We start from the raw sequence: 22,924 nt of genomic DNA, 5'->3' as shown, positions 1-22,924 counted from the left end.
GTCCGGACAGGTAGGAATCACGACCGCTCTGGGGGGCCACCGGTGCCGAAGCCACTGCTGTTCCTGGACGTCGACGGCGTCCTGAACCCGGTCTGCCCGCATCCGGACGCCGGATTCGAGACCCACACCCTGCTCGGCTACGCCGTCCTGCTGTCCGCCCGGCACGGCGACTGGCTGCGCGAGCTCGCCGGGACGTACGAACTGGTCTGGGCCACCACCTGGGAGGAGCACGCCAACACCCACATCGCCCCGGCGATCGGCCTGGACCCGCTCCCGGTGGTCCGCCTCAGCGGCTACGTCCCGCAGCCCGACGACCCGCACGTCCCGCTGATGGAGCTGTTCTCCGCCGCCAAGTGGGCCCCGCTGCTGCGCTACGCCGGAGGCCGCCCGTTCGCCTGGGTGGACGACGTCATCCCCTCCCGGCTGGTCCGCAAATCGCTCTGGCGCCGCGATCGCCTGCTGCTGCCGATCGACCCCGGCCAGGGCCTGGAGCGCCGGCACGTCGACCGGCTGCTCGCCCGACCGCCGCGCGGCCAGGCTCTCCCCACCAAGGCGCTCAGGGGGTCGGCAGCCAGCTGACGTGCCCCGCGAGCAGCGCGTACCCGACGAAGGCCACCGTGTCGATCAGCGCGTGCGCCACCACCAGCGGCATCACCCGCCCCCAGCGGCGGTACAGCAGGCAGAACACCGCCCCCATCACCATGTTGCCGATCAGCCCGCCGACCCCCTGGTACAGGTGGTACGAGCCGCGCAGCACCGAGCTCGCCACCACCGCCGCCGGCCAGGACCACCCCAACTGCCGGACCCGGCGCAGCAGGTAGCCGAGGACGACGACCTCCTCGAGGATGGCGTTCTGCCAGGCCGACAGCACCAACACCGGCACCCGCCACCAGACGTCCGGCAGCCCCGAGGGCGCGACCGTCAGGTTGTACCCGGCCGCCTGCGAGGCCAGGTACAGCGCCAGCCCCGACCCGCCGATCGCCGCCGCGACGGCCGCGCCCCGGCCGAGGTCGCGCAGCTTCTGCCCGAGGTCGAAGCCCAGCACCCGCAGCGCGGCGCCCTCGCGCACCAGCAGGTAGCCGACCAGTACCACCGGCATCAGGCCGCGCCCGATGTAGTACAGCTGCCACACCAGGTCCAGCCAGGGCCGCCCGGGCGCCCGCGAGCCGTTCAGCGTGGCGACCTGCTGGCCGAGCTTGATCGGTTCGGTGAGCGATCCGGCGAAGCTGATCAGCGCGCTGATCCCGCTGGCCCCGAGCGAGAGGCCGAGGACGATCAGCAGCTCCACCCCGAGCAGCCGGCGGGTGGGCTGCTCGGTCTCCGGCGCGGTCGGGACGGTGGTCACGGGGGCTCCAGCGGACGGGCGGTCGCTCCGGCCGTCGGCCGACCGCCGGAGCGATCATCCTGACACAGCGGCCCGGTCAGCCGGCCGGCCAGGTGCGTACCGGCCGACCGGGGTACACACCGGCCGACCCACCGGCCACGTGCGTACCGGGCTAACCCACCGGCCAGGTGTGCACCGGCTCCCCGCCGCGCATGTGCTCGGCGTAGCGCCGGGTCATCGCCGCGAGCGCCGCCGGCCGGTCCATCCCGTACTGCTCGCGCAGCCGGTGGAAGGTCGCGCTCTGCCAGGCCGCGCCGTTGGTGCGGCGCAGGCAGCGCTGCTCGATGATGCCCAGGTAGCGGTCCCGGTCGGCGGGCTCCACGCCCCACTCGTCGAGGCCCTGGTAGGCCATCGGCAGCAACTCGCCGAGCACCAGGTCGACGGCGGACACCGTCTGCAGCCCGCCGCCGCGTCCGGCCCGTCCGGGGCGCGGCCACTGGAACACCGCGTCGATGCCGTACCGGGCGCCCTGACGGAAGTTCTCGTCCGCCCGCTCGAACGGCAGCCGGGTCCAGACCGGCCGGGGCTGCTCGGCGAGCACCCGCACCAGCCCGTAGTAGAAGGCGGCGTTGGCCAGTGTGTCGGCCACCGTCGGCCCGGCCGGCAGCGCCCGGTTCTCCACCCGCAGGTGCGCCACCCCGCCCGAGACATCGTAGATCGGCCGGTTCCAGCGGTAGATGGTGCCGTTGTGCAGCCGCATCTCGGCGAGCTTGGGCGCGCCGCCGGTGGCCAGGACCTTCAGCGGGTCCTCGTCGTCGCAGATCGGCAGCAGGGCGGGGAAGTAGCGCAGGTTCTCCTCGAAGAGGTCGTACGCCGAGTCCACCCAGCGCTCGCCGAACCAGGTGATCGGGCGCACGCCTTGCGCCTTGAGCTCGGCCGAACGGGTGTCGCAGGCCTGCTGGAAGAGCACCGGACGGGTCTCCCGCCACAGCTCCCGCCCGAACAGGAAGGGGGAGTTCGCGCCCAGCGCGAGCTGTGGCCCGCAGAGCGCCTGGGCGGCGTTCCACACCGAGGAGAAGCGCTCGGGGGTCACCTGGAGGTGCAATTGCAGCGAGGTCGCGGCGGCCTCGGCGACCATGGTGATGGACTCCAGCTGGAGGTGCTCGACGCCCTCGATGTCGAGCGCGATCTCCTCCCCGCGCGCGGCCAGTATCTGGTCGCTGAGCAGGGTGTACCGCTGGTTGTGGCTCATCGCGTCGAGGCCGGTGTGGGCGTGCTCGAGGGTCGGCAGAATGCCCACCATGACGATCCGGGCGCCCGCTTCGGCGGCCCGTCGGTCGGCGTAGCGCAGCCCGATGTCGAGCTCCTCTCGCAGTTCCTCGAAGACGTGCCCGCAGAGCCGGTGCGGCGTGATGTTGACCTCGATGTTGAACTTGCCCAGCTCGGTCTGGAAGTCGCTGGAGCCGATCTCGCTGAGCACCTGGGCGTTGTTCATGGCCGGCAGGCCCTGCTCGTCGGCCAGGTTGAGCTCGATCTCCAGCCCCATCACCGCCCGCGGCCGGTCGAAACGGTCCTCCCGCAGCATCCGCCCCAGCGCCTCCTGACAGGCCTGGAGCTTTCGCCGGTAGAGCTGTCGGTCCGCCAGATCCGCCCGAGTCGCCACGACCTTCTCGCCCACGGTCCCCTCCTCCTGAGACACCCCGTTGAGCCACCCGGCCGACCGACCGTGCAAGCATCATGCCCACCTCGAAGATCGATACCCGAATGCTTGTACTGGCTTGCAATGCAAGGAAACTGACGGTAATTCAGACTATCTGCAGACTTGCTCGGCGCCACCGCCTGTGATAAACAGATCACCCTGCGCATCTGTTCGATGAAAATTCGCACAGCGCTCCGGCCGGTCCGCTCCCACCGCGAAGCCCTCGTCGACGGCGGCGACCGCGCCGGCACCGCGATCCTGCACAACCGGACACGGCCCGGCTCCCGTCACCGATGACGCGCCACGCCATGCCGGTATGCCGCACTCGCACGCCGATCTCACCTGGAGAGGCGGACCCCGCCATGACTCTGCAGACCCCCCAGCCCCCGCCGAGCGCCCTGCGCGCCGTCCTGGGCGCACTCGACTCGGAGACCGCGCTGCGCCAGCCCGCCGCCGCAGCACTGCGCCATCCGGCCGGCCCCCTGATCCCCGCCCATCCGCTCGCGGTCCATGTCCTGCACGGCCCGCACCCCGATCTCCCCGCCGCCCGCCGCACCGGGTGGCGCTTCCTGATCAAGGACGGCGCCGACGTGGCCGCCGCCGCCGAGGTGGTGCAGGCCGTCGAGGGCCACACCTTCTCCCACTTCACCGCCGGCCCCTACCTCGACTCGACGGTCCGGGCGCTGCGCGAGGCCTGGCAGCTCGCCCAGAACTCCCGGATCCGCCAACAGCCCAGACTGCTGACCTTCCCAGGCCAGTACGCGACGGCGCTGTGGCTGCACAGCCCCGACACCGGCCCGGCCGCCGACCTGCTGATCCCGCTCGCCCCGGCCCCGCTCGGCGTCACCGCCCACCGCGCCTACCCGGCCGCCGAACTGCTGCCGCTGCTCGCCCGGGCCCCGCTCGCCAGGCCGCTGCTCCTCGGCTCCTCCTGAACCACCCGTATCCGCACGGGCCGCCGGACCACCGCCCGGCGGCCCTCCGTCGTGCCGCGCAAAGGGGCCCGGGTGCGTCACCCGAACGGCGACCACCTGAACGGGCCATCCCCCATGGCCTGATCGGGCCATCCGCCGCCTGACCCACCGGTGCGCGATTTCCCCCTGCCCCCACCTGAACGGGTGATCTCTGCCCGGGAGTTGTGGCGCATGTCACGAAATCGCTGCGCGCACGTCCGCGGATGCCGACACTGGGAACCAGCGTGGAAGGACCACCTGTCCTACCCACTTGAGCGCCGGTCAACACCTGGTCGGCGTGCGGACAGGATCCGACTACCGCGGCGGCCTCCGGACGGCACGACCTCCGGCGACCGCACCACGGGGAGGATCGCAGAGCGAAGCGAGGGTACGCGTATGTGCCAGCACCGTCCTGAGTGCCCATCGGCCGAGTCCGAGGACCGCGAAGCGGCCGTGTCGGTGGCCTGCCACCCGGAGCAGGGCTGGAGCCTGCTCTGCAACGGCGTCGTCCTGTTCGAGGACACCGGAGAGCTGCTGCCGGACGGCCGGGTGATCGCGCCGCGCCGACCCGTCGCCCACGCGGCCTGACCACCCGGTCCCCGGCCGTACGCCGGGCGCGACCGCACCGCGGTCCCGACCGTACGGCCGGCCCGGACACCGACTCGAGGCAGTACGGGCAGGGCCCCGGCGGAGAGTTCCGCCGGGGCCCTGCCGCTCGTCCGGACGCCGTGGCGCCCGGCTCCGTCAGACGCCGTACTCGTCCAGCGGCGGGCAGGAGCAGACCAGGTTGCGGTCGCCGTACGCGCCGTCGATCCGGCTCACCGGCGGCCAGTACTTGTCCGCCGGGTTCACGCCCGCCGGGAAGACCGCGTCCTGCCGCGAGTAGCCGTGCGCCCAGTCGCCGGCCAGCTCGGCGGCGGTGTGCGGGGCGTTGCGCAGCGGGTTGTCGTCGGCGGCCCACTCGCCCGAGCCGACCTTGTCGATCTCGGCCCGGATCTCGATCATCGCGTCGCAGAACCGGTCGATCTCGTGCAGGTCCTCGGACTCGGTCGGCTCGATCATCAGCGTGCCGGCCACCGGGAAGGACATCGTCGGCGCGTGGAAGCCGTAGTCGATCAGGCGCTTGGCGATGTCGTCCACCGTCACGCCCGTCTCCTTGGTCAGCGGGCGCAGATCGATGATGCACTCGTGCGCGACCAGCCCGCCCGGGCCGGTGTAGAGCACCGGGAAGTGCGGCGCGAGGCGCTTGGCGATGTAGTTGGCGTTCAGCACCGCGACCTGCGTCGCGCGCTTGAGGCCCTCGCCGCCCATCAGCCGGACGTACGCCCAGGAGATCGGCAGGATCGCCGCCGAGCCCCACGGCGCGGCCGAGATCGGGCCGACACCGGTGGCCGGGCCGGCCTCCGACTGCAGCGGGTGGTTCGGCAGGTACGGCGCCAGGTGGGCACGCACCGCGACCGGGCCGACGCCCGGGCCGCCGCCGCCGTGCGGGATGCAGAAGGTCTTGTGCAGGTTCAGGTGCGAGACGTCCGCGCCGAACTTGCCCGGCTTGGCGAGGCCGACCAGGGCGTTCAGGTTGGCGCCGTCCACGTACACCTGGCCGCCGGCCTCGTGCACCATCGCGCAGATCTCGGTGATCTGGGTCTCGTACACGCCGTGGGTCGACGGGTAGGTGACCATCAGCACCGACAGGTTGTCGCGGTGCTGCTCGATCTTGGCCTTCAGGTCCTCGACGTCCACGTCGCCGTCGACCAGGGTCTTCACCACGACCACGCGCATGCCGGCCATCACCGCGGAGGCCGCGTTGGTGCCGTGCGCGGAGGACGGGATCAGGCAGACGTCGCGCTGGGTGTCGCCGTTGCCGTGGTGGTAGGCGCGGACGGCCAGCAGGCCGGCCAGCTCGCCCTGCGAGCCCGCGTTCGGCTGGATCGACACGGCGTCGTAGCCGGTCACCTCGACCAGCTGCTGCTCCAGCTGGCGGATCAGGGTCAGGTAGCCCTGGGCCTGGTCGATCGGCGCGAAGGGGTGGAGCTGGCCGAACTCCGGCCAGGTCACGGCCTCCATCTCGGTGGTCGCGTTGAGCTTCATGGTGCAGGAGCCCAGCGGGATCATGCCCCGGTCCAGCGCGTAGTCCCGGTCCGACAGGCGGCGCAGGTAGCGCAGCATGGCGGTCTCCGAGCGGTGGCTGTGGAAGACCGGGTGGGTCAGGTACTCGTCGTCGCGCAGGAGCGCGGCCGGGAGCGCCTCGGCGCCCTCGGCCACCTCGACCGCCTCGACGCCGAACGCGGCCCAGACACCGGCCAGGTGCTCGCGGGTGGTGGTCTCGTCGGCGGAGACGGAGATCCGGTCCGCGCCGTCCTGGTGGACGTTGATGCCGTTGGCGCGGGCGGCGGCGGCGATCTCGGCGGCGCGGCCCGGGACGACGGCGGTGACGGTGTCGAAGAACTCGCCGTGCAGCAGCTCGACGCCGCCGGCCCGCAGGCCCTCGGCGAGGGCGGCGGCGTAGCGGTGGGTGCGGCGGGCGATGTCGGCCAGGCCGTCCGGGCCGTGGTAGACGGCGTACATGGAGGCCATCACAGCGAGCAGCACCTGGGCGGTGCAGATGTTGCTGGTGGCCTTCTCGCGGCGGATGTGCTGCTCGCGGGTCTGCAGCGCGAGGCGGTAGGCGCGGTTGCCGTCGGAGTCGACGGACACGCCGACCAGGCGGCCGGGCAGCGAGCGGGCGTACTCGGCGCGCACCGAGAGGTAGCCGGCGTGCGGGCCTCCGAAGCCCATCGGCACGCCGAAGCGCTGCGAGGTGCCGCAGGCGATGTCGGCGCCCAGCGAGCCGGGGGACTTGAGCAGGGTCAGCGCCAGCAGGTCGGCGGCGACGGCGACGATCGCGCCCAGGCCGTGCGCCTGCTCGATCACCGGGGCGAGGTCCCGGACCACACCGGTGGCGCCCGGGTACTGCAGCAGCACGCCGAAGACACCGCGCTCGGCGATCTCGGCCGGGATGCCCTCGGACAGGTCGGCGACGACGACCTCGACACCGGTCGGCACCGCGCGGGTCTCGATCACCGCGATGGTCTGCGGCAGGGTCTCGGCGTCGACCAGGAAGACGCCGCCCTTGACCTTGGTGACGCGGCGGGCCAGTGCCATCGCCTCGGCGGCCGCGGTGCCCTCGTCCAGCAGCGAGGAGCCGGAGGTCGGCAGGCCGGTCAGGTCGGAGACCACGGTCTGGAAGTTGAGCAGCGCCTCCAGGCGGCCCTGCGAGATCTCCGGCTGGTACGGGGTGTAGGCGGTGTACCAGGCCGGGTTCTCCATGACGTTGCGCAGGATCACCGGCGGGGTGAAGGTGCCGTAGTAGCCCAGGCCGATCATCGGCTGGAGCACCCGGTTGTGGCCGGCCAGCTCGCGCAGCTCGGCGAGGACCTGGGCCTCGGTCCGGCCGGCGGGCAGGTCCAGGGCGGTGATGGAGCGGATCGCCTCGGGCACGGCGGTGGCGGCGAGCTCGTCCAGCGAGCCGTAGCCGACGGACGCCAGCATCTTCTCCTGCGCGGCGGCGTCGGGGCCGATGTGGCGGTTCTCGAAGGGGCTGGCCAGCTCAAGCTCGGTGAGGGTCGAGGCGCTGGTGGGGCGTCCCGCGTTCGGCTGGGCGTTCATGGTGGTCGAGGCCTCCTGGTCACGGACCGGCGGGGGTACGCGCGCCGACCGGCCTTCCCCGCTGCGGACAGCGAATGAGCCATGGCGGGCGGACCCGACAGGCCTCCCCCTCTGTCATCGGGACCTGAGAGCTTCGCCCGCACGGTGCGCTGTGGGCGCTCCGTCGGCTTGCACCGTCGGTGAGGGTGGTGGTCGCCGGCTTCTGTGCCGAGACTCCTGCCCTGCTTTCCAGAGTGACCTACCCCACACGGTACGGATGCCTGAGAGATTCCGGGGAGGAGTTGCTCCTTCGGCGCCCCGACCAGCGCTTTTCGCGGTCGGAGACTCTCCCGAGCGGGCTCTGCGGTCGCCGCCCAGGGTACCAGCGGGAGGCCGTCGGATCACGGGTGCTTCGGGTCACCCCGGGTCTACGCGCGTCCCCCGGACGGCTCAGCCCGCAGCCCGTCCGGCGCACCCCGGTCGCGTCCGTCCGATTCATGGCATTTGGTGTGAAGTGGCGGACGGCACGGGTACTCCGGCCGACTTCCTGTGGGAGTTCCGCAGGCTCAGCGCACTGGAGGAAAGCGTGCAGACCGACATCGACCCCCGGGACCTCATCGGCCACAAGGCGGTCGACCGCAACGGAGACAAGATCGGCACGGTCGACGAGGTGTACCTGGACGACGCCACCGGCCAGCCCGAGTGGGCCGCCGTCCGGACCGGCATCTTCGGCCGGGACGCCTTCGTCCCGCTCACCACGAGCGAGTTCTCCGGCGACGAGCTCCGGGTGCCGTACGACAAGTCGCTGGTCAAGGAGTCCCCCGACTTCGGCGTGGGCCAGCACCTGTCCCCCTCCCAGGAGCTCCAGCTCTACCGCTACTACGGCCTCGACACCCGAGCGGAGGACCACCCGGGCGGCGAGGACGGCGGCCACGCCGCGCAGTCCGACCTCGACTTCGGCGCCACCCCCGCCGCCGCCGCGGTCGCCGCCAAGCCGCACGCCTTCCACTCTCCCGAGCCCGACAGCACCAGCGCGACCACCGCCGTAACCGCCATGGAGACCAACATGCGGACCCTCAGCACCCCTGCTCCCGCCACGGCTTCCTCGGCACCCATCACGGAACCCAAGCTGCACCCGATGCCGGCGGCGACCACCCACGCACGCGGCTCGGGGGCCGACTCCTCCGCTCCCGGCAACCCGATCGAGATCACTTGCCGCGAGGAGCGCCTGGAGGTCACCACCGAGTGGCACAACGTGGGCACCGCGAAGCTGCGCAAGTACGTGACGACCGAGCAGGTCGAGCGCCGCGTCCCGGTGGTCCGCGAGCGCATCCGGGTCGAGCGGATCCCGGTCGGCGAGGCCGAGCGCGCCGTCCTCACCGAGAAGGAGATCGCCGAGGCCGTCGAGGAAGTCACTCTCCGTGAGGAGCGCCCGGCGGTCCGCAAGTACCTCGCCCCCATCGAGCGCGTCCGCCTGGTCGTCGAGCGCTACACCGACGAGGAGGTGGTCCGGGAAGAACTCCGCCGCGAACACGTCGAGGTCCACGACCCCACCACGCCCCAGGACGCCGTCACCCCGACCCCCGATGCCTCCCGCGCCACCGCGATGCGCCCGCTCGTCTGACCCGCGATCCCCAGCAGGGCCCCGACCATCCGAGGTCGGGGCCTTCCCCTTTGCCAAAGCTTAACCGCTCGATATTTGACACTCTGAAGTATCTCCCTGCATGGTTACTTCAGTTCATTCACTATGTACGGGAGGAAGCAACCGTGAGTGAGGCACCCCAGCCCACCATCGCGGCCGAGAAGCAGAGCAGCGCCCGGGTCCTGCCGGCCCTCATCCTGGCGATGCTGTCGTTCAGTGTGGTGCAGACCGCAGTCGTCCCGATCCTGCCCTCGCTGGCCAAGGAACTGAGCGTCTCGGCCTCCAGCGTCACCTGGCTGATGACCGCCAACCTGCTCTCCGCCGCCGTGCTGACTCCCCTCCTGGGCCGCTTCGGCGACCTCCGGGGCCGTAAGCCGATGCTGCTGATCTCGCTGGCGGGCCTGGTCGCCGGTTCGGCACTGGCGGTCAGCACCCACTCGTTCACCTGGCTGGTCGTCGCCCGCGTCCTGCAGGGCGCCGGCGGTGGCGTCATGCCGCTGGCGATCAGCATCGTCCGCGACGAGCTGCCCAAGCAGAAGGTGACCGGCGGCGTCGCCGCCATCAGCGCCTCGATGGGCGTCGGCTCCGGCCTCGGCCTGGTCGCCACCGGTCTCCTGCTGGAGCACTGGAGCTACAAGTCGATCTTCTGGATGGGCCTGGTCTTCGGCCTGATCGCGGTCGCCCTGGTCGCCTTCCGGGTCCCGTCCGACCCGGTCACCGACAAGGAGGGCGGCGCCGACCCGCTCGGCGCGATCACCCTGGCCGGCTGGCTCTCCGCGCTGCTGGTCGCGGTCAGCCAGGGCAACCACTGGGGCTGGACCTCCACCAAGACCCTCGGCCTGTTCGCCGTCGCCGCCGTCGTCGCCCTGGTCTGGGGCATCATCGAGACCAAGGTCGCGCACCCGCTGGTCGACATGAAGATGATGTCCCGTCCGGCCGTGGCCTTCACCAACCTGGCGGGCCTGCTCATCGGCTTCGGCATGTACGGCTCCTTCATGGTCATCAGCAACTTCGCCCAGACCCCGGAGAAGCTGACCCACTACGGCTTCACCGCCACCGTCCTGCACGCCGGTGTCATGCTGCTGCCGTCCGCGATCGGCTCCATGGTGGCCGCCCCGCTCGGCGCGCTGCTGATCGCCCGCCGCGGCCCGCGCATGCCGCTGGTCCTCGGTGGCGTCCTCGGCGCCATCGCGATGGCCTACCTGGCCCTGCGGCACAGCCACGAGGGCGACATCTACACTGCCTCGGCGATCTTCGGCCTCGGCGTCGGCCTCGCGTTCGCCGCGATGCCGGCCTACATCAACGGTGCCGTCCCGGCCGAGCAGAGCGGCATCGCCAACGGCATGAACTCGGTGCTGCGCACCGTCGGTGGCGCGATCGGCACCGCCGTCATGGCCGCCATCCTGACCGGCGACGTCATGAAGCTGCCGCCGCAGATCCCGCTGCTGCTGCCCACCCTGGACGCGTACAAGCACGCGTTCTGGACCGCGGCCGTGGTCTGCATCATCGCCGGTGTCGTCCCGTTCCTGATCCGCACCGTCAAGTCGGCCGCTCCGCTGACCGTCGTCGGCGACTCGGCCCAGCAGGACTCCAGCGACAAGCTGGTGAAGACCGACGCCTGACGAGGCGTCCGGCCCCCGCGCTCAGGGACAGGGCGCGGGGCCCCGGTCTCCGTACGTCGCGAGGGCATCACGAACGCACGGGGTCCGGCACGGTGATGCGGCCCCACCCGGTACTCCCCCACCGGGTGGGGCCGTTTTCGTGTCTCAGTCCCGCTCGGCTGCCCCGCCGTCCGGGTCCGGTTCGGTGTCCTCGCCCCGGCGCAGCGGCAGCGGCCGGGTCGGCTCGAGCGCCGGGTCGTCCACCGCGAAGGTCCGCACCCGCCCCGGCTCGCTCCACGGCGTCTCGAACCGCACGGTGACCCTCCCGACGCCGCTGCCCTGCACCCAGCCCGGCCCGAACTCCGCGTGCCGGACGTCCTGTCCGGGCATCCACCGCCGCATCACGACGGCCTCCGGCTCCTCCTCGGCCTCCTCGGTCTCGGCCGCCGCCTCCGCGTGTTCCGCCGCCTCCTCGCGCAGGGCCTGCGCGAACAGGTCCTCCTGGGTGTAGTCGGCGAGTTGGGCGACGCCCACGCCGAGCAGCCTGACCCCGCCCGTGATGTCCACTTGCTCGGCCAGCCGGCGCGCGGTCGCGGTGATCACCGCCTCGTCGTCCGTGGGCCCGCCGAGCGTTTCCGAGCGGGTCAGCGTCGAGAAGTCGAACCGCCGGACCTTGAGCACCACCGTCCGCCCCGAGCGCCCGGCCGCCCGCAGCCGCCGCACGCACCGGGCGGCCAGCGCCTCCACCTCGCGCAGCACCCGGTCCCGGTCGGCCAGGTCCACCTCGTAGGTGTCCTCCACCGAGACGGACTTGGCGTCCTGGTCGGCCACCACCGGCCGCTCGTCCAGCCCTATCGACATGTGGTGGATCCCGGCCCCGTGCGCGCGCCCGAGCAGTTGGACCAGCTCCGCCTCGCCCGCCTCCGCGAGGTCGGCCACCGTGCTCAGCCCGGCCCGCCGCAGCACCTGCTCGGTGGCCGGCCCGATCCCGGGCAGCGCCCGTACGGGCATCGGCCCGAGCACCGCCCGTTCATGCCCGGGTTCGATCAGCACCAGGCCGTCCGGCTTGGCCTGCTCGGAGGCGATCTTGGCCATCAGTTTGGACCCGGCCGCCCCCACCGAGCCGGTCAGCCCGGTGAGCCGCTGGATGTCCGACCGCAGGTCTTCCGCCAGCGCGAGCACCAGCCGCTCGCCGGTGTCGTGGTCCGCCTCGGCCAGCACCGGGCCGTACGGACCGGCCTCCAGGTCCACGAAGGCCTCGTCCAGGCTGAGCGGCTGCACCAGCGGCGACAGTTCCCGCAGCAGGCCCATCACGATCTCGCTGACCTGCCGGTAGGCCTCGAAACGACCCGACAGGAACGCCGCGTTGGGGCAGAGCCGACGCGCCTGCGCCATCGGCATCGCCGAGTGCACCCCGAACTTCCGCGCCTCGTACGAGGCCGTGGACACCACCCCGCGACCGCCCAGCCCGCCGACGACCACCGGCTTGCCGCGCAGGCTCGGCTTGGCCGCCTGCTCCACCGCCGCGAAGAAGGCGTCCATGTCGAGGTGGATGATGCTCGGCAGTGATCGCACCCGCAGATCATCGCGTACGGGTCCGACAGTGCGTACGAACCCGGCCGGACGCCCGGCGCGGTCGGACGCCTACGGCTGCTTCTTCGCCGCGTCCGCGAGCGCCTTCGGGATGCCGTCCTCCTGGGGCCCGAGGAACACCGGGTCCGGCCGCAGCCAGGCGTTGACCGCCGCCTTGCCCGCCCCGGCCACCTCCCGCACCCCGCCGTACAGCCAGGTCTCGTCGTGCAGCTCCGGCACCCCGACGGCGTACGAGCGGATGCCCGCCGCCTCACACAGCGCCAGCGCCCGCCGGACGTGGAAGTCCTGGCTGACCAGCACGGCCCGGTCCACGCCGAAGATCCGGTGCGCCCGGGTGCAGGAGTCCCAGGTGTCGAAGCCCGCGTAGTCCCGGACCACCCGCTCGGCCGGCACGCCGTGCTCGGTCAGGTACGTGAACATCGCGTCGGGCTCGTCGTACTCGATCCGCCCGTTGTCCCCGGTCACCAGGATCGCCTGCACCTTGCCCTGCCGGTACAGGTCCACCGCCGCGACCAGCCGGTGCTCCAGGTACGGCGAGGGCTTGCCCTCGTCGAGTCCGGCGCCGAAGACCACCGCGACCGGCGCGGAGGGAGCGCTCTCCACCGTGCCCACCCGGTCACCCGCCGAGAGCCACACCCAGGCGCTCGGTGCCAGCGCCAGCGAGCAGAGCACCGTCCCGACCTGGAACACCCTGCGCTGGGTCTTCCGCTGCCCCAGCCGTGTCCGCAGCAGTCCGGCCCTGCGCCGCAGCAGTCCCGCTATACCGGTGCCGACCCCCACAGGCCCTCCCTCGATCGTTTCGCCAGGCAACACGACGAGGCCGCGGGTCCGAACGGTTCCCCGTCCGGGCCCACGGCCTCGTCGACTCGTTGCTCAGACCGCCCGGTTGCGCCGCTGGGCCAGCTCGTCGGCCGGGTCCTGCCCGACCAGGGTCTCGCCGGTGTCCGTACGCTCCGCGTGCAGCCGCCCGAGGGTGCGCTCCAGTTCCTGCCAGACCGCTCCCACCGCGATGCCGAAGACCCCCTGACCGCCCTTCAGCAGATCCACCACCTGCTGCGGCGTGGTGCACTCGTACACCGTCGCGCCGTCGCACATCAGCGTCATCCCGGCGAGGTCGGCCTGCTCGGCGGCCTGCAGATGGGCGACGGCCACCCGGATGTTCTGCAGCGAGACCCCCGCGTCGAGCAGCCGCTTCACGATCTTGAGCAGTAGGACGTCGCGGAAGCTGTAGAGCCGCTGACTGGCCGCCGGGTACGCCGTCCGGACGCTGGGCTCCAGCAACCCGGTGCGGGCCCAGTAGTCCAGCTGACGGTAGGTGATGCCGGCCGCCGCACAGGCCGTCGGGCCGCGGAAGCCGATCAGTTCGGACGTCGGGGCCAGCCGCTCGATGGCCGGCTGCCCCGGCTGCACGGCCGGGAACCTGCCCACCCGGGCCATGTCCGTGACGGTACGAGCGGTGCGCGGCACGTGCACGGCGCACAGGCCTCCCAGGGCCGCGTCATCGCCGGTGCTGCTCATGCCTGCCTCCGTCCACTTGTGCTGCGGGCAACCCGACTGCGGGCATCGGCCACCCGGACAGCCACTCCTGACGGTAGGCAGTCCCCTATGACCCGTCAACGATCGCCACGCCGGGTCAGACAATCCACATCACTCAGGAGAGTGGTTTTTCGTGCCCCTAGTGTGGGTAGGTCGACGAATTTTGGCAAAACGCTGAGCCGAATACTCGCAGAACCGCTACTGCGGGCCGCCGCCGCCGAAGTCCTCGGGCGACACCTGGTCGAGGAACTCCCGGAACTTCTCGACCTCGTCCTCCTGCTCGTCCGGGATCGCGATGCCCGCCTCGGCGAGCACCTCCTCGCTCCCGTAGATCGGCGTACCGGTCCGCAGCGCCAGCGCTATCGCGTCGGACGGCCGGGCGCTCACCTCGACCCCACCGGCGAACACCAGCTCGGCGTAGAACACGCCCTCCCGCAGATCGGTGATCCGCACCTCGGTGAGCTGCTGGCCGAGCGCCTCCAGGACGTCCTTGAAGAGGTCGTGCGTCAGCGGGCGCACCGGCGTCATGCCCTGCTGGGCGAAGGCGATCGCGGTCGCCTCGCCGGGGCCGATCCAGATCGGCAGGTAGCGATCTCCCCCGACCTCCCGCAGCAGCACGATCGGCTGGTTGGAAGGCATCTCCACTCGGACACCCACGACGTCGAGCTCATTCACACAGGCAACCCTATGGCTCCGGTCCCGGATATGAAAGCGCAGAGCCGACGCCGCTGGTCAGCGCGGTGCCCCCGGCATGCGGAGGCCGCCCGGGAGGCTACCCGCGGGTCCGCAGTCCGGCCTGGACCATTGCCGCGTGCAGTCGTACGGACAGCGTCGCGAGCTCCCGCGCGGTGGCCTCGGCATGGGCCCTGGTCTGCGGGTTCCGGTGCCGGCGCAGCGGCGCCACCACCTGCTCCACCAGGGTGATCTCGCGGTCGGCCGCCGCCTTCATCGCTCTCAGGTGCCGCGGCTCGAGGCCGTACCGGCCGAGCTCCGCGACCAGCCGGGCCACCTGCAGGGCCTCGCCGTCGTACCCGCCGTCCGGGCCGGGCGCGACCAGCCCGTACGACTCCCACTCGGCCAGCTCCCGCTCCCCGGCCTCGGCCGCGGCGAGCAGTTCGGCACGCCCCAGCCGGACCCCGGACGGGACGTCGGCGGAGGCCACCAGCTCGCGGTCCGCCTCCTCCATCGGCCCGGGCCGGGTGTCGGCCGAGGAGGGCAGCGCCGGCGGGCTCTCGCCGCGCTCGATGGCGTCCAGGTGTTCGCGGATCACCCGCAGCGGCAGGTAGTGGTCCCGCTGCATCCGCAGGACGTAGGCCAGCCGCTCGACGTCGGCCGGGCTGAACTTGCGGTACCCCGAGGGCGTGCGCTGCGGCTCGACCAGCCCCTCCGCCTCCAGGAAGCGGATCTTGGAGATGGTGACCTCGGGGAAGTCGTCGCGCAGGAAGGTCAGCACCGCGCCGATGCTCAGCAGTTCGTCACCGCCGCGCCGCCGCCCGGCGGGCCGCTCCGCACGGACCGGTTGCCTGGGGCCCGCGACCACCCCGCGCCCGCCGCGGTCCGCCTGCGGACCGGACGGGACTGGGGTGGCCGCCCCGAGAGAAGAGGAAGGGGTATTCGTATTCACTCGGGCTCCTGCCGACGTTGGTTTCAGTACCCCCGGTTGTGGCCGGCGAAGAACACCAGCCGGTACTTCCCGATCTGGACCTCGTCGCCGTTGTTCAGCGACACCTCGTCGATCCGCTCCCGGTTCACGTAGGTGCCGTTGAGGCTGCCCACGTCCGCGACGCTGAAGCCGGCCGGGGTGCGGCGGAACTCCACGTGCCGGCGCGAGACCGTGACGTCGTCCAGGAAGATGTCACCCTGCGGGTGACGCCCCGCCGTGGTGACGTCCGAGTCCAGCAGGAAGCGGCTGCCCGAGTTCGGACCGCGCTGCACGATCAGCAGGGCCGAGCCCGGCGGCAGCGCGTCGATCGCCGACAGCACCTCGGCCGACAGGGCCGGCGTGGTACCGGTGCCGGTCGTGGTGGTGGGGTCGTACGACTCCAGGCCGGAGATGGAGATGGTCGACGTGGTCTCCGCCGCCCCCTCCGGCAGCAGACCGCCGCGCAGCGCCGCACCGCAGTTGGAGCAGAACCGGGCCGCGGCCGGGTTCTGGTTGCCGCACCTGGGGCACGGAGAGGGGCCAGCCATGTTCACAGCCTCCTGGCGCGGCACACCCGACGGGTTGTGCCCGGCGTACGGGTCCGGAGCAAACCCTCCACCAGAGGTTGAGGGTCCCGACGGGAAACCTATGCGCGGGTCGCCGGAGGGGTCAACCGACGCGCCGTAGCCCGCCGGATTCCCCGCGTACTGGGCGCCGCCGTCCCGGAACAGCTGCTGTCCGGCGTACGGGGCGGCCTCGGGGGCGGGTCGCATGCCCGGCACGGCGGGCTCGTCCTCAGGCCGACGGTGCCGCGCGGTCGGCGCCTCCACGGCGGCCGCGTCACGGCCCTTGTTGCGACCGAACAACTTCGAGAAGAAACTCACGGGCGAATCCCCTTGCGTGTGACAGACCCGCCCGCGGGGCAGGGTGAGAACCTCGGACAGGCCGCGAGCCCGGTTGCGGCTCGGGCCCGCTGGAGCGGTACTCCGACAGTTGATGCTGCGGTTGTTGTTCCGGAGCGAACTGGTGCGAACCAGTCTCGCCCACGTGACGGCGACTCCCCGCACCGGGTGCCGCCGGCCCGTGACGGGCCGTTCGTCGGGCGCCTCGTCACTTCGAAGCCGGCTTGGCGTACTGCGGCGTCTTCAGATCCACGAGGGCGTCCACGACCACCTTCTGCTGCTGGGTGATCGTCGCCCGCGCCTGGTGGCTCTCCAACGTGCGGACGACACCACCCGGGATGTTCAGCGCGGGCGTCAGGTCCTGCGGGTTCCCCACGACGGTGAACCGATAGGGCTGCGAGACCTTCTTCCCGTCGATCTGCACCCCACCGCCCGACAGGTCGGTGAAGTAGGTGTTGACCACCACGCGCACATCGTTGATCTGAATCGCCTCCGCCCCCGCCGCTCGAAGTTCCTGCAGGGTGTCCAGCAGCATATCTGCCTTCACCTGCCCTTGGGGGTCATCGACCGTGAGGACGATGCCCGGACCAGTGGCCTTGACGGTACCGGCGAGCACGCCGAGTTCCGTCACCTTCTTCCTGGTCTGCTCCTGGGCCTCCTTGGCCTGGTTGGAGCTGTTCTCCAACTTCGCCAGGGACTGCTCCAGCTCCGCCTTCTCCTGTTGGAGACGCTGCTGACGGCTGTCCAGTTCGTCGAGGATCCGAACCAGGTCCTCCTGGCGGGCCCCGCGCAGCTGGCTGTGGTGGTCGTTGGTCGACCGCACCTGGATCGCCAGCCCCAAGCCGAGCGAGAACAGCAGCAGCGCCACCACCAACTGCCCGCGCGACAGCCGCGGCGGCCACAGCGCCGCCTGCAGACGCCGCCGTCCGGCGTTGCGGTCCACGGCGGGCGCCTGCTCGACGGCCTCCGCTGCGACCGGCTCGGGCTCGGGCTCCGGCACGGGCCCTGTGCCGGACCCCGACTCGACGGGCTCGGGCTTGGCCGCTGCCTCGGGCTCCGGCTCCGGCTCCGGTTCGGGCCGGACCGCCTTCACCAGCCGGAGCGTCGGCTCCGGGGCCGAGTCGGCCTCAAGCTCAGCCTTAGCGTCAGACTTGTCCTCGGCCGCGTCCTCGGCCTCGTTCTCCACGGCGCTCTCGCCGGTCTCGGCTTCCGGAGCCGGGGCGGCCGCTCCGGCCTCCTCTGCGGCCCCGTCCGGGTCCGCAGAGCCGTCCGGCCCGGACTCCCGGCCCGTCTCCGGCTCGGGCGCCTCGACGGCCTCCTCGACCGTCCTCCCGACGGTCCTCGGCTCCCGCTTCTCCGCCGCCTCCTCGCGGCCCGACTCAGGCACGGAAGACATGGCGCCGGATCGCGGCCGCGTTGGAGAAGATGCGGATGCCGAGGACGACGACCACACCCGTGGACAGCTGCGAGCCGACGCCCAGCTGGTCGCCCAGGAACACGATCAGCGCCGCGACCACCACGTTCGACAGGAACGAGACGATGAACACCTTGTCGTTGAAGATCCCGTCGAGCATCGCCCGGACACCGCCGAAGACCGCGTCCAGGGCCGCGACCACCGCGATCGGCAGGTAAGGCACGACGGCGTCCGGCACCTCGGGTTGGACGAAGAGGCCGACGACCACTCCGATCACAAGACCCAGTACGGCAATCACGGTCTGGCTGCTCCTGTCCCTGTCGTGGTCTTCGCGGATCCGGTCGACGGATGCCGCTTCGGGGTCGCACCACCGCTGGTCGCCGATGGTGAAGCGGTTGGTGAGGCCGATGGTGAGACGGACGCGCCCGGGCTCTCCGAGGTTCCGGGGCCGGCGGAGCGCGTTCCGCTCGGCGTGGCCGTGGCCGACGGCGTCGCCGTCGCCGTGGGCTCGGGCGTCACCGGCTGCGCGGTCCGCAGCGTCACCCCCACCGCCGCCGGCAGCGTCAGGCTCTTCTGTGTGGAGAGCGTCGACTTGATGCCGTACTTCTCCTGGAGCAGCCGCAGGTACTGCCCGGCCATGTCGTTCTCGAAGGCGGTGAGGAGCTTCGGCCCGTCCCCGATCGCCTGGATGTTGTACGGCGGCACCAGCGGCCGGTTGTCCACCAGCACCGCCTCGCCCGCAGCCCGGATCGCGGAGAGCGCGGTCAGCCGCTGGCCGTTGATCGCCACGGCCTCGGCCCCGGCCCCCCAGAGGCCGTTCACCACCAGTTGCAGGTCGCGGTCCCGAAGCCGGCCACTGTTGGAGAAGCCCTGTCCCGCCCGCGGGTCGACGTTGCCGCCCATGCCCGTCCCCGCGGCGTCCTCCAGGACCACCTTCACGCCCGGCCCGGTGACCTCACCCAGGCCCACCGCTCCGGTCAGAGCACCCGCGTCGCCGTCCCCCGAGGGGAGCGCCTGCTGCTGGGTGCTGTCGACCTTGCGCCGCAGCTCCTGCACCTGCTTCTGCAGCTGGTCGACCGAGGTGTTGCTGTCGTTGATCCGCTGGATCAGCGCGTCCCGCTCCTTGGCCAGCGTCGGCTCGGCCTCGTGCGCGTTCACCGCGCCGACCGTCACCACCGCTCCGACCAGCGCCAGCCCGGCGGCCAGCGTGAGCAGCCCCTGGAGCGTTCCGGGTATCCGGCTGTCCCGGGCACCGCCGCGTGCCGCGGCCGCCTCGGCGTAGCCCTCGTCCAGGCTGTGGTCCATCACATTGGTCAGCAGGGACATCGAGGCGTCCGGGCGGTTGTACCGCCCGTTCGGGGCACTCGGTGTCGGCGTCGCTGGCATGGAAACCATCGTCCCATGGCGGCGAGGGGGCCTTGTGCACGGCCCCTGAGCTGCACACACGCTGCACACAAGACGGAAGTGGCGGACCATTCCGAATGATGTGAAAACGGACAGCGGGGCGCACGAACCATGCCGTGCGCCCCGCCGATCGGGCCGTCTCGTCCTCAGCTCCGGGCTGTCACCGCCCGGCGCCCTCGACCACCGCCGCCCATTCGTCCAGCAGCGCCTCGGTGGCCTCGTCGTCCGGGCCCTCCGCCCACAGGTGGGTGACCGCCTCGGCCGGGTCCGGCAGCACCAGCGTCCAGCGCCCGTCCGCCTCCACGACCCGGACACCGTCGGTGGTGTCCAGCCGCCGGCTGCCGGCCGCCTCCACCACCGAGCGCATCACCATGCCCTTGGCCGCCCACGGCGTCGCGATGTCCCGGCGCCGGATGTGCGCCTGCGGGATCCGCGCGTCGATCTGGCTCAGCGTGAGCTGGGTCCGCGCCACCAGGCCGACCAGCCGGACGAAGGCCGCGGCCCCGTCCAGCACCCCGCTGAACTCGGGCACCACGAAGCCGCCGCGCCCGTCCCCGCCGAACACCGTGCCCTCGGCGGAGGCCGCCTTCGCGAGGTCGTCCGGCGTCGTCGTGGTCCAGATGACCTGGGTGCCGTGGTAGGCGGCGACCTGCTCGGCGATCCGGGTCGTGGTCACCGGCAGCGCCACCTGCCCGCTGCGCCGCTCGGCCGCCACCAGGTCCAACAGCACCAGCAGCGCCCGGTCGTCGTCGATCACCCGGCCCAGCTCGTCCACGAACGCGACGCGCTCACCGACCGGGTCGAAGCGGACACCGAAGGCCGCCCGCGAGGAGGCCACCAGCTCGCCGAGCCTGGCGAGCCCGGCCCTTCGCGTTTCCGCGTCCTCGGTCGGCCGCGCCTCGTCGAGCCCGCTGGAGACGGTGAGCGCCTCCACGCCGAGCCGGCCGAGGATGCTCGGCAGAACCAGACCCGCGCTGCCGTGCGCGGTGTCCACCACCACCTTCAGCCCGGCCTCCCGGACCCCGGTGGTGTCCACCGCCCGCAGCAGGTTGCCCGCGTAGGCGTCGAAGACGCTGGACGGGAAGGTCAGGTCCCCGATCTCGCCCGGGAAGGCCCGCCGGTACTCCTGCCGCGCGTAGACGCGGTCGAGCTTGCGCTGCCCGGCTTGTGAGAGGTCCGCCCCGCGCTCGTCGAAGAAAAGGATGTCCAGTGAGTCGGGTACTCCCGGTGTGGTCCGCAGGAAGATCCCGCCCGCACTCCCCCGCGCCGTGTGCTGCCGGGCCACCGGCATCGGCACGTTCTCGAGGTCGCGGACATCGATCGCCGAGGTCTGCAGCGCCGAAATCATCGCCCGTTTGAGCGCACGCGCACCACGCGAGTGGTCACGCGCAATGGTGACGGTGGCCCCCTTCTTCAGCGTCGTCGCGTAGGCCCCGGCCAGCCGCACGGCCAGCTCCGGGGTGATCTCGACGTTCAGGATCCCCGAGACGCCGCGGAGACCGAAGAGGTGCTCCTGGCCGCGCGACTCCCAGATCACCGAGGTGTTGACGACGGCGCCGGCCTCGATGGTCTTGAACGGGTACACCCGGACGTTCGCCCCGATGATCGACTCTTCGCCGACCAGGCACTCGTCCCCGATCACCGCCCCGTCCTCGATCCGCGCGGCCCGCATCACATCGGTGTTCTTTCCGACCACACAGCCCCGCAGATTGCTCTGCGGCCCGACGTACACGTTGTCGTGCACCACGGCCTTGTGCAGGAACGCGCCGCGCTTGACGACCACGTTGCTGCCCAGCACGGTGTGTTCGCGGATCTCGACGCCGGCCTCGACCTTGGCGTAGTCCCCGATGTACAGCGGCCCGCGGAGCACCGCCTCGGGGTCCACCTCGGCCCCTTCGGCGACCCAGACGCCGGGCGAGATCTCGAACCCGTCCAGCTCGACCTCGACCTTGCCCTCCAGGACGTCGGCCTGGGCCTTGCCGTAGCTCTCGTGGGTGCCCACGTCCTCCCAGTAGCCCTCGGCGATGTAGCCGTAGACCCGCTTGCCCTCCTTCAACAGCTGCGGGAAGACGTCGCTCGACCAGTCGACGGACTCACCCGCCGCGACGTAGTCGAAGACCTCGGGTTCCATCACGTAGATACCGGTGTTCACCGTGTCGGAGAAGACCTGCCCCCAGGTCGGCTTCTCCAGGAACCGCTCGACCCGTCCCTCGTCGTCCGTGATCGTGATGCCGAACTCCAGTGGATTCGGCACCCTGGTGAGACAGACGGTGACCAGAGCGTCCTTGCTGCGGTGAAAGTCGATCAATTCAGAGAGATTGAAGTCGGTCAGCGCGTCACCGGAGATCACCAGAAAGGAGTCGTCCTTGAGCGCGTCTTCGGCGTTCTTGACACTCCCCGCAGTGCCCAGTGGTGTCTCCTCGTGGGCATAGGTCAGGTGCATGCCCAGCTCTTCGCCGTCACCGAAGTAGTTCTTGACCAATGACGCCAGGAACTGCACGGTGACGACGGTGTCAGGGAGACCGTGCCGCTTCAGCAGCCGAAGCACGTGCTCCATGATCGGCCTATTGGCGACCGGAAGCAGCGGCTTCGGCATGCTGGAGGTCATCGGGCGGAGTCGAGTGCCCTCGCCCCCTGCCATTACAACGGCTTTCATTACGGGTGCGTCCTCCTTCGCGGTGGTGGACCAGCAGGTCCATCAAACCGTTCCAGAGGGTTCTCTACCCGGAAGGTATCGTCCGACGCACCGATGGAGCGTGGGGCTTCTCTCAGATCGCGTCTCAGACTGCGGACGCCGGGCCCGCCGGGCGGCCCTTGACGATCTGCCGCGCCTGAACCGCGTAAAGAATGGCGGCCCACCAGTACAGCGTGGCGCCCCACCAGATGAAGGCCCAGCTCACCACCTCGGCCGGCCGCGCGATCCAACTGTCCACACTGCCGAGCAGCAGAAGCGGAAACGCGTACATCAGGTTGAAGGTCGCGGCCTTCCCCAGAAAACTCACCTGCAGCGGCCCGTACCCGTGCTTGTTCAGAATGGGCAGCAGCGCGGCGATAAACACCTCCCGGGCCAGCAGAATCGCCGTCAGCCACCAGGGCAGAATCTCACGCCAGGTCAATCCGACCAGCGTGGACAGCACATAGAGCCGGTCGGCCAGCGGATCCAGCAGCTGCCCCACCCGGCTGATCTGCCCCCACCGCCGGGCGAGCTTTCCGTCCAGGTAGTCGCTGATACCGCTCAGCGCCAGGATCAGCAAAGCCCAGCCATCGTTGTTGGGCCCATCGAAGACCGGCCACAGAATGAGCCAGAGGAAAAGCGGAACGCCGACCAGCCGGCCCATGCTCAGCAGGTTGGGGATGGTGAGGACGCGATCGGTCTGGACCCGCGTCTCCTGGACCTCCACCCGGGGCCTCCTGTCCCTTGTCACGACAATGCACGTTGACCCTACAACAGAGAAGCCCCCGCCCGGTTCACCCGGCGGGGGCTTCTCTCGAAGAATTGTTCGGCGGCGTCCTACTCTCCCACAGGGTCCCCCCTGCAGTACCATCGGCGCTGTAAGGCTTAGCTTCCGGGTTCGGAATGTAACCGGGCG

At 71.4% G+C, this 22,924-nt stretch carries 20 protein-coding genes, 1 rRNA gene and 1 riboswitch; of the genes, 6 read left to right on the top strand and 15 right to left on the bottom strand.

Annotated features, from left to right (window positions below):
- Positions 1 to 42 precede the first annotated feature (42 nt).
- Complete coding sequence (locus tag ACIBEC_RS44120) at positions 43 to 579, top strand: HAD domain-containing protein (protein WP_360508241.1); 537 nt, start codon at positions 43 to 45, stop codon at positions 577 to 579.
- Here ACIBEC_RS44120 and ACIBEC_RS44115 read toward each other — a convergent pair.
- Both ACIBEC_RS44115 and ACIBEC_RS44110 read right to left on the bottom strand, forming a co-directional pair.
- The gene (locus ACIBEC_RS44115) at positions 557 to 1,345 is read right to left on the bottom strand and encodes a CPBP family intramembrane glutamic endopeptidase (RefSeq protein WP_360508238.1); all 789 of its coding nucleotides are present in this window, start codon (positions 1,343 to 1,345) and stop codon (positions 557 to 559) included. The genes ACIBEC_RS44120 and ACIBEC_RS44115 overlap by 23 nt on opposite strands.
- A 151-nt stretch (positions 1,346 to 1,496) precedes the next feature.
- Positions 1,497 to 3,002 carry a glutamate--cysteine ligase gene (locus tag ACIBEC_RS44110; RefSeq protein WP_360508235.1) on the bottom strand — a complete coding sequence of 502 codons (1,506 nt, stop codon included), beginning with the start codon at positions 3,000 to 3,002 and terminating at the stop codon, positions 1,497 to 1,499.
- Positions 3,003 to 3,146: 144 nt separating this feature from the next.
- Between ACIBEC_RS44110 and ACIBEC_RS44105 the strand changes: the two genes are divergently transcribed.
- The 3 genes from ACIBEC_RS44105 (at position 3,147) to ACIBEC_RS44095 (ending at position 4,564) form a co-directional block, all read left to right on the top strand.
- On the top strand, positions 3,147 to 3,320 hold the full coding sequence (locus ACIBEC_RS44105; RefSeq protein ID WP_360508232.1) for a hypothetical protein: 174 nt from the start codon (positions 3,147 to 3,149) through the stop codon (positions 3,318 to 3,320).
- A 65-nt stretch (positions 3,321 to 3,385) separates the two neighbouring features.
- Positions 3,386 to 3,958 carry a hypothetical protein gene (locus tag ACIBEC_RS44100; RefSeq protein WP_360508230.1) on the top strand — a complete coding sequence of 191 codons (573 nt, stop codon included), beginning with the start codon at positions 3,386 to 3,388 and terminating at the stop codon, positions 3,956 to 3,958.
- 414 nt (positions 3,959 to 4,372) lie between these two features.
- Positions 4,373 to 4,564 (top strand): DUF5999 family protein, encoded by a 192-nt coding sequence (locus tag ACIBEC_RS44095; RefSeq protein WP_030256473.1) that lies wholly within the window; start codon positions 4,373 to 4,375, stop codon positions 4,562 to 4,564.
- 156 nt (positions 4,565 to 4,720) lie between these two features.
- Here the strand turns inward: ACIBEC_RS44095 and gcvP are convergent, their stop codons facing one another.
- Positions 4,721 to 7,621 (bottom strand): aminomethyl-transferring glycine dehydrogenase, encoded by a 2,901-nt coding sequence (gene gcvP / locus ACIBEC_RS44090; RefSeq protein WP_360508228.1) that lies wholly within the window; start codon positions 7,619 to 7,621, stop codon positions 4,721 to 4,723.
- A gap of 238 nt (positions 7,622 to 7,859) precedes the next feature.
- A riboswitch (glycine riboswitch) is annotated at positions 7,860 to 7,963 on the bottom strand.
- A 151-nt stretch (positions 7,964 to 8,114) separates the two neighbouring features.
- Between gcvP and ACIBEC_RS44085 the strand changes: the two genes are divergently transcribed.
- Positions 8,115 to 9,224, top strand: coding sequence for a PRC and DUF2382 domain-containing protein (locus ACIBEC_RS44085; protein WP_360508225.1), 1,110 nt, complete (start codon positions 8,115 to 8,117; stop codon positions 9,222 to 9,224).
- A gap of 143 nt (positions 9,225 to 9,367) precedes the next feature.
- Complete coding sequence (locus ACIBEC_RS44080; protein ID WP_360508222.1) at positions 9,368 to 10,864, top strand: MFS transporter; 1,497 nt, start codon at positions 9,368 to 9,370, stop codon at positions 10,862 to 10,864.
- 144 nt (positions 10,865 to 11,008) lie between these two features.
- Here the strand turns inward: ACIBEC_RS44080 and ACIBEC_RS44075 are convergent, their stop codons facing one another.
- The 12 genes from ACIBEC_RS44075 to rrf all read right to left on the bottom strand — a co-directional run.
- Positions 11,009 to 12,418, bottom strand: coding sequence for a DNA polymerase IV (locus tag ACIBEC_RS44075; protein ID WP_360508219.1), 1,410 nt, complete (start codon positions 12,416 to 12,418; stop codon positions 11,009 to 11,011).
- Positions 12,419 to 12,487: 69 nt separating this feature from the next.
- Positions 12,488 to 13,216 (bottom strand): ElyC/SanA/YdcF family protein, encoded by a 729-nt coding sequence (locus ACIBEC_RS44070; RefSeq protein WP_360508216.1) that lies wholly within the window; start codon positions 13,214 to 13,216, stop codon positions 12,488 to 12,490.
- 93 nt (positions 13,217 to 13,309) lie between these two features.
- Entirely contained in the window at positions 13,310 to 13,954 is a 645-nt protein-coding gene (locus ACIBEC_RS44065) for a MerR family transcriptional regulator (RefSeq protein WP_360508213.1), read from the bottom strand.
- A 216-nt stretch (positions 13,955 to 14,170) separates the two neighbouring features.
- Positions 14,171 to 14,647, bottom strand: coding sequence for a bifunctional nuclease family protein (locus ACIBEC_RS44060; protein WP_030062493.1), 477 nt, complete (start codon positions 14,645 to 14,647; stop codon positions 14,171 to 14,173).
- Between the two features lie 97 nt (positions 14,648 to 14,744).
- Complete coding sequence (locus ACIBEC_RS44055) at positions 14,745 to 15,440, bottom strand: MerR family transcriptional regulator (protein ID WP_360508278.1); 696 nt, start codon at positions 15,438 to 15,440, stop codon at positions 14,745 to 14,747.
- 179 nt (positions 15,441 to 15,619) lie between these two features.
- The gene (locus ACIBEC_RS44050; protein ID WP_396290574.1) at positions 15,620 to 16,162 is read right to left on the bottom strand and encodes an FHA domain-containing protein; all 543 of its coding nucleotides are present in this window, start codon (positions 16,160 to 16,162) and stop codon (positions 15,620 to 15,622) included.
- 562 nt (positions 16,163 to 16,724) lie between these two features.
- Positions 16,725 to 17,702 carry a DUF881 domain-containing protein gene (locus ACIBEC_RS44045; RefSeq protein ID WP_396290585.1) on the bottom strand — a complete coding sequence of 326 codons (978 nt, stop codon included), beginning with the start codon at positions 17,700 to 17,702 and terminating at the stop codon, positions 16,725 to 16,727.
- A gap of 193 nt (positions 17,703 to 17,895) precedes the next feature.
- On the bottom strand, positions 17,896 to 18,228 hold the full coding sequence (locus ACIBEC_RS44040) for a small basic family protein (RefSeq protein WP_030062488.1): 333 nt from the start codon (positions 18,226 to 18,228) through the stop codon (positions 17,896 to 17,898).
- On the bottom strand, positions 18,225 to 19,316 hold the full coding sequence (locus ACIBEC_RS44035; protein WP_396290572.1) for a DUF881 domain-containing protein: 1,092 nt from the start codon (positions 19,314 to 19,316) through the stop codon (positions 18,225 to 18,227). The genes ACIBEC_RS44040 and ACIBEC_RS44035 overlap by 4 nt, the downstream gene beginning before the upstream one ends.
- A 178-nt stretch (positions 19,317 to 19,494) precedes the next feature.
- The gene (locus ACIBEC_RS44030; protein ID WP_360508205.1) at positions 19,495 to 21,990 is read right to left on the bottom strand and encodes a mannose-1-phosphate guanyltransferase; all 2,496 of its coding nucleotides are present in this window, start codon (positions 21,988 to 21,990) and stop codon (positions 19,495 to 19,497) included.
- Positions 21,991 to 22,114: 124 nt separating this feature from the next.
- Entirely contained in the window at positions 22,115 to 22,735 is a 621-nt protein-coding gene (locus ACIBEC_RS44025; protein WP_360508202.1) for a CDP-alcohol phosphatidyltransferase family protein, read from the bottom strand.
- Positions 22,736 to 22,832: 97 nt separating this feature from the next.
- Positions 22,833 to 22,924, bottom strand: a 5S ribosomal RNA gene (gene rrf, locus ACIBEC_RS44020); the annotation flags it as partial.

This window comes from Kitasatospora sp. NPDC051164 (assembly GCF_044455625.1).
In the GTDB taxonomy this organism is placed as follows: Bacteria; Actinomycetota; Actinomycetes; order Streptomycetales; family Streptomycetaceae; genus Kitasatospora.
Note: the sequence above shows the minus strand (reverse complement) of the source record. Positions and strands in the feature narration are given on the sequence as shown.

Excerpts from the sequence above, each read along its gene's own strand:
- ACIBEC_RS44035 (WP_396290572.1), bottom strand. The coding sequence starts at position 19,316 with ATGCCAGCGACGCCGACACCGAGTGCCCCGAACGGGCGGTACAACCGC.
- ACIBEC_RS44050 (WP_396290574.1), bottom strand. The coding sequence starts at position 16,162 with ATGGCTGGCCCCTCTCCGTGCCCCAGGTGCGGCAACCAGAACCCGGCC.
- ACIBEC_RS44030 (WP_360508205.1), bottom strand. The coding sequence starts at position 21,990 with ATGAAAGCCGTTGTAATGGCAGGGGGCGAGGGCACTCGACTCCGCCCG.
- ACIBEC_RS44065 (WP_360508213.1), bottom strand. The coding sequence starts at position 13,954 with ATGAGCAGCACCGGCGATGACGCGGCCCTGGGAGGCCTGTGCGCCGTG.
- ACIBEC_RS44095 (WP_030256473.1), top strand. The coding sequence starts at position 4,373 with ATGTGCCAGCACCGTCCTGAGTGCCCATCGGCCGAGTCCGAGGACCGC.
- gcvP (WP_360508228.1), bottom strand. The coding sequence starts at position 7,621 with ATGAACGCCCAGCCGAACGCGGGACGCCCCACCAGCGCCTCGACCCTC.
- ACIBEC_RS44100 (WP_360508230.1), top strand. The coding sequence starts at position 3,386 with ATGACTCTGCAGACCCCCCAGCCCCCGCCGAGCGCCCTGCGCGCCGTC.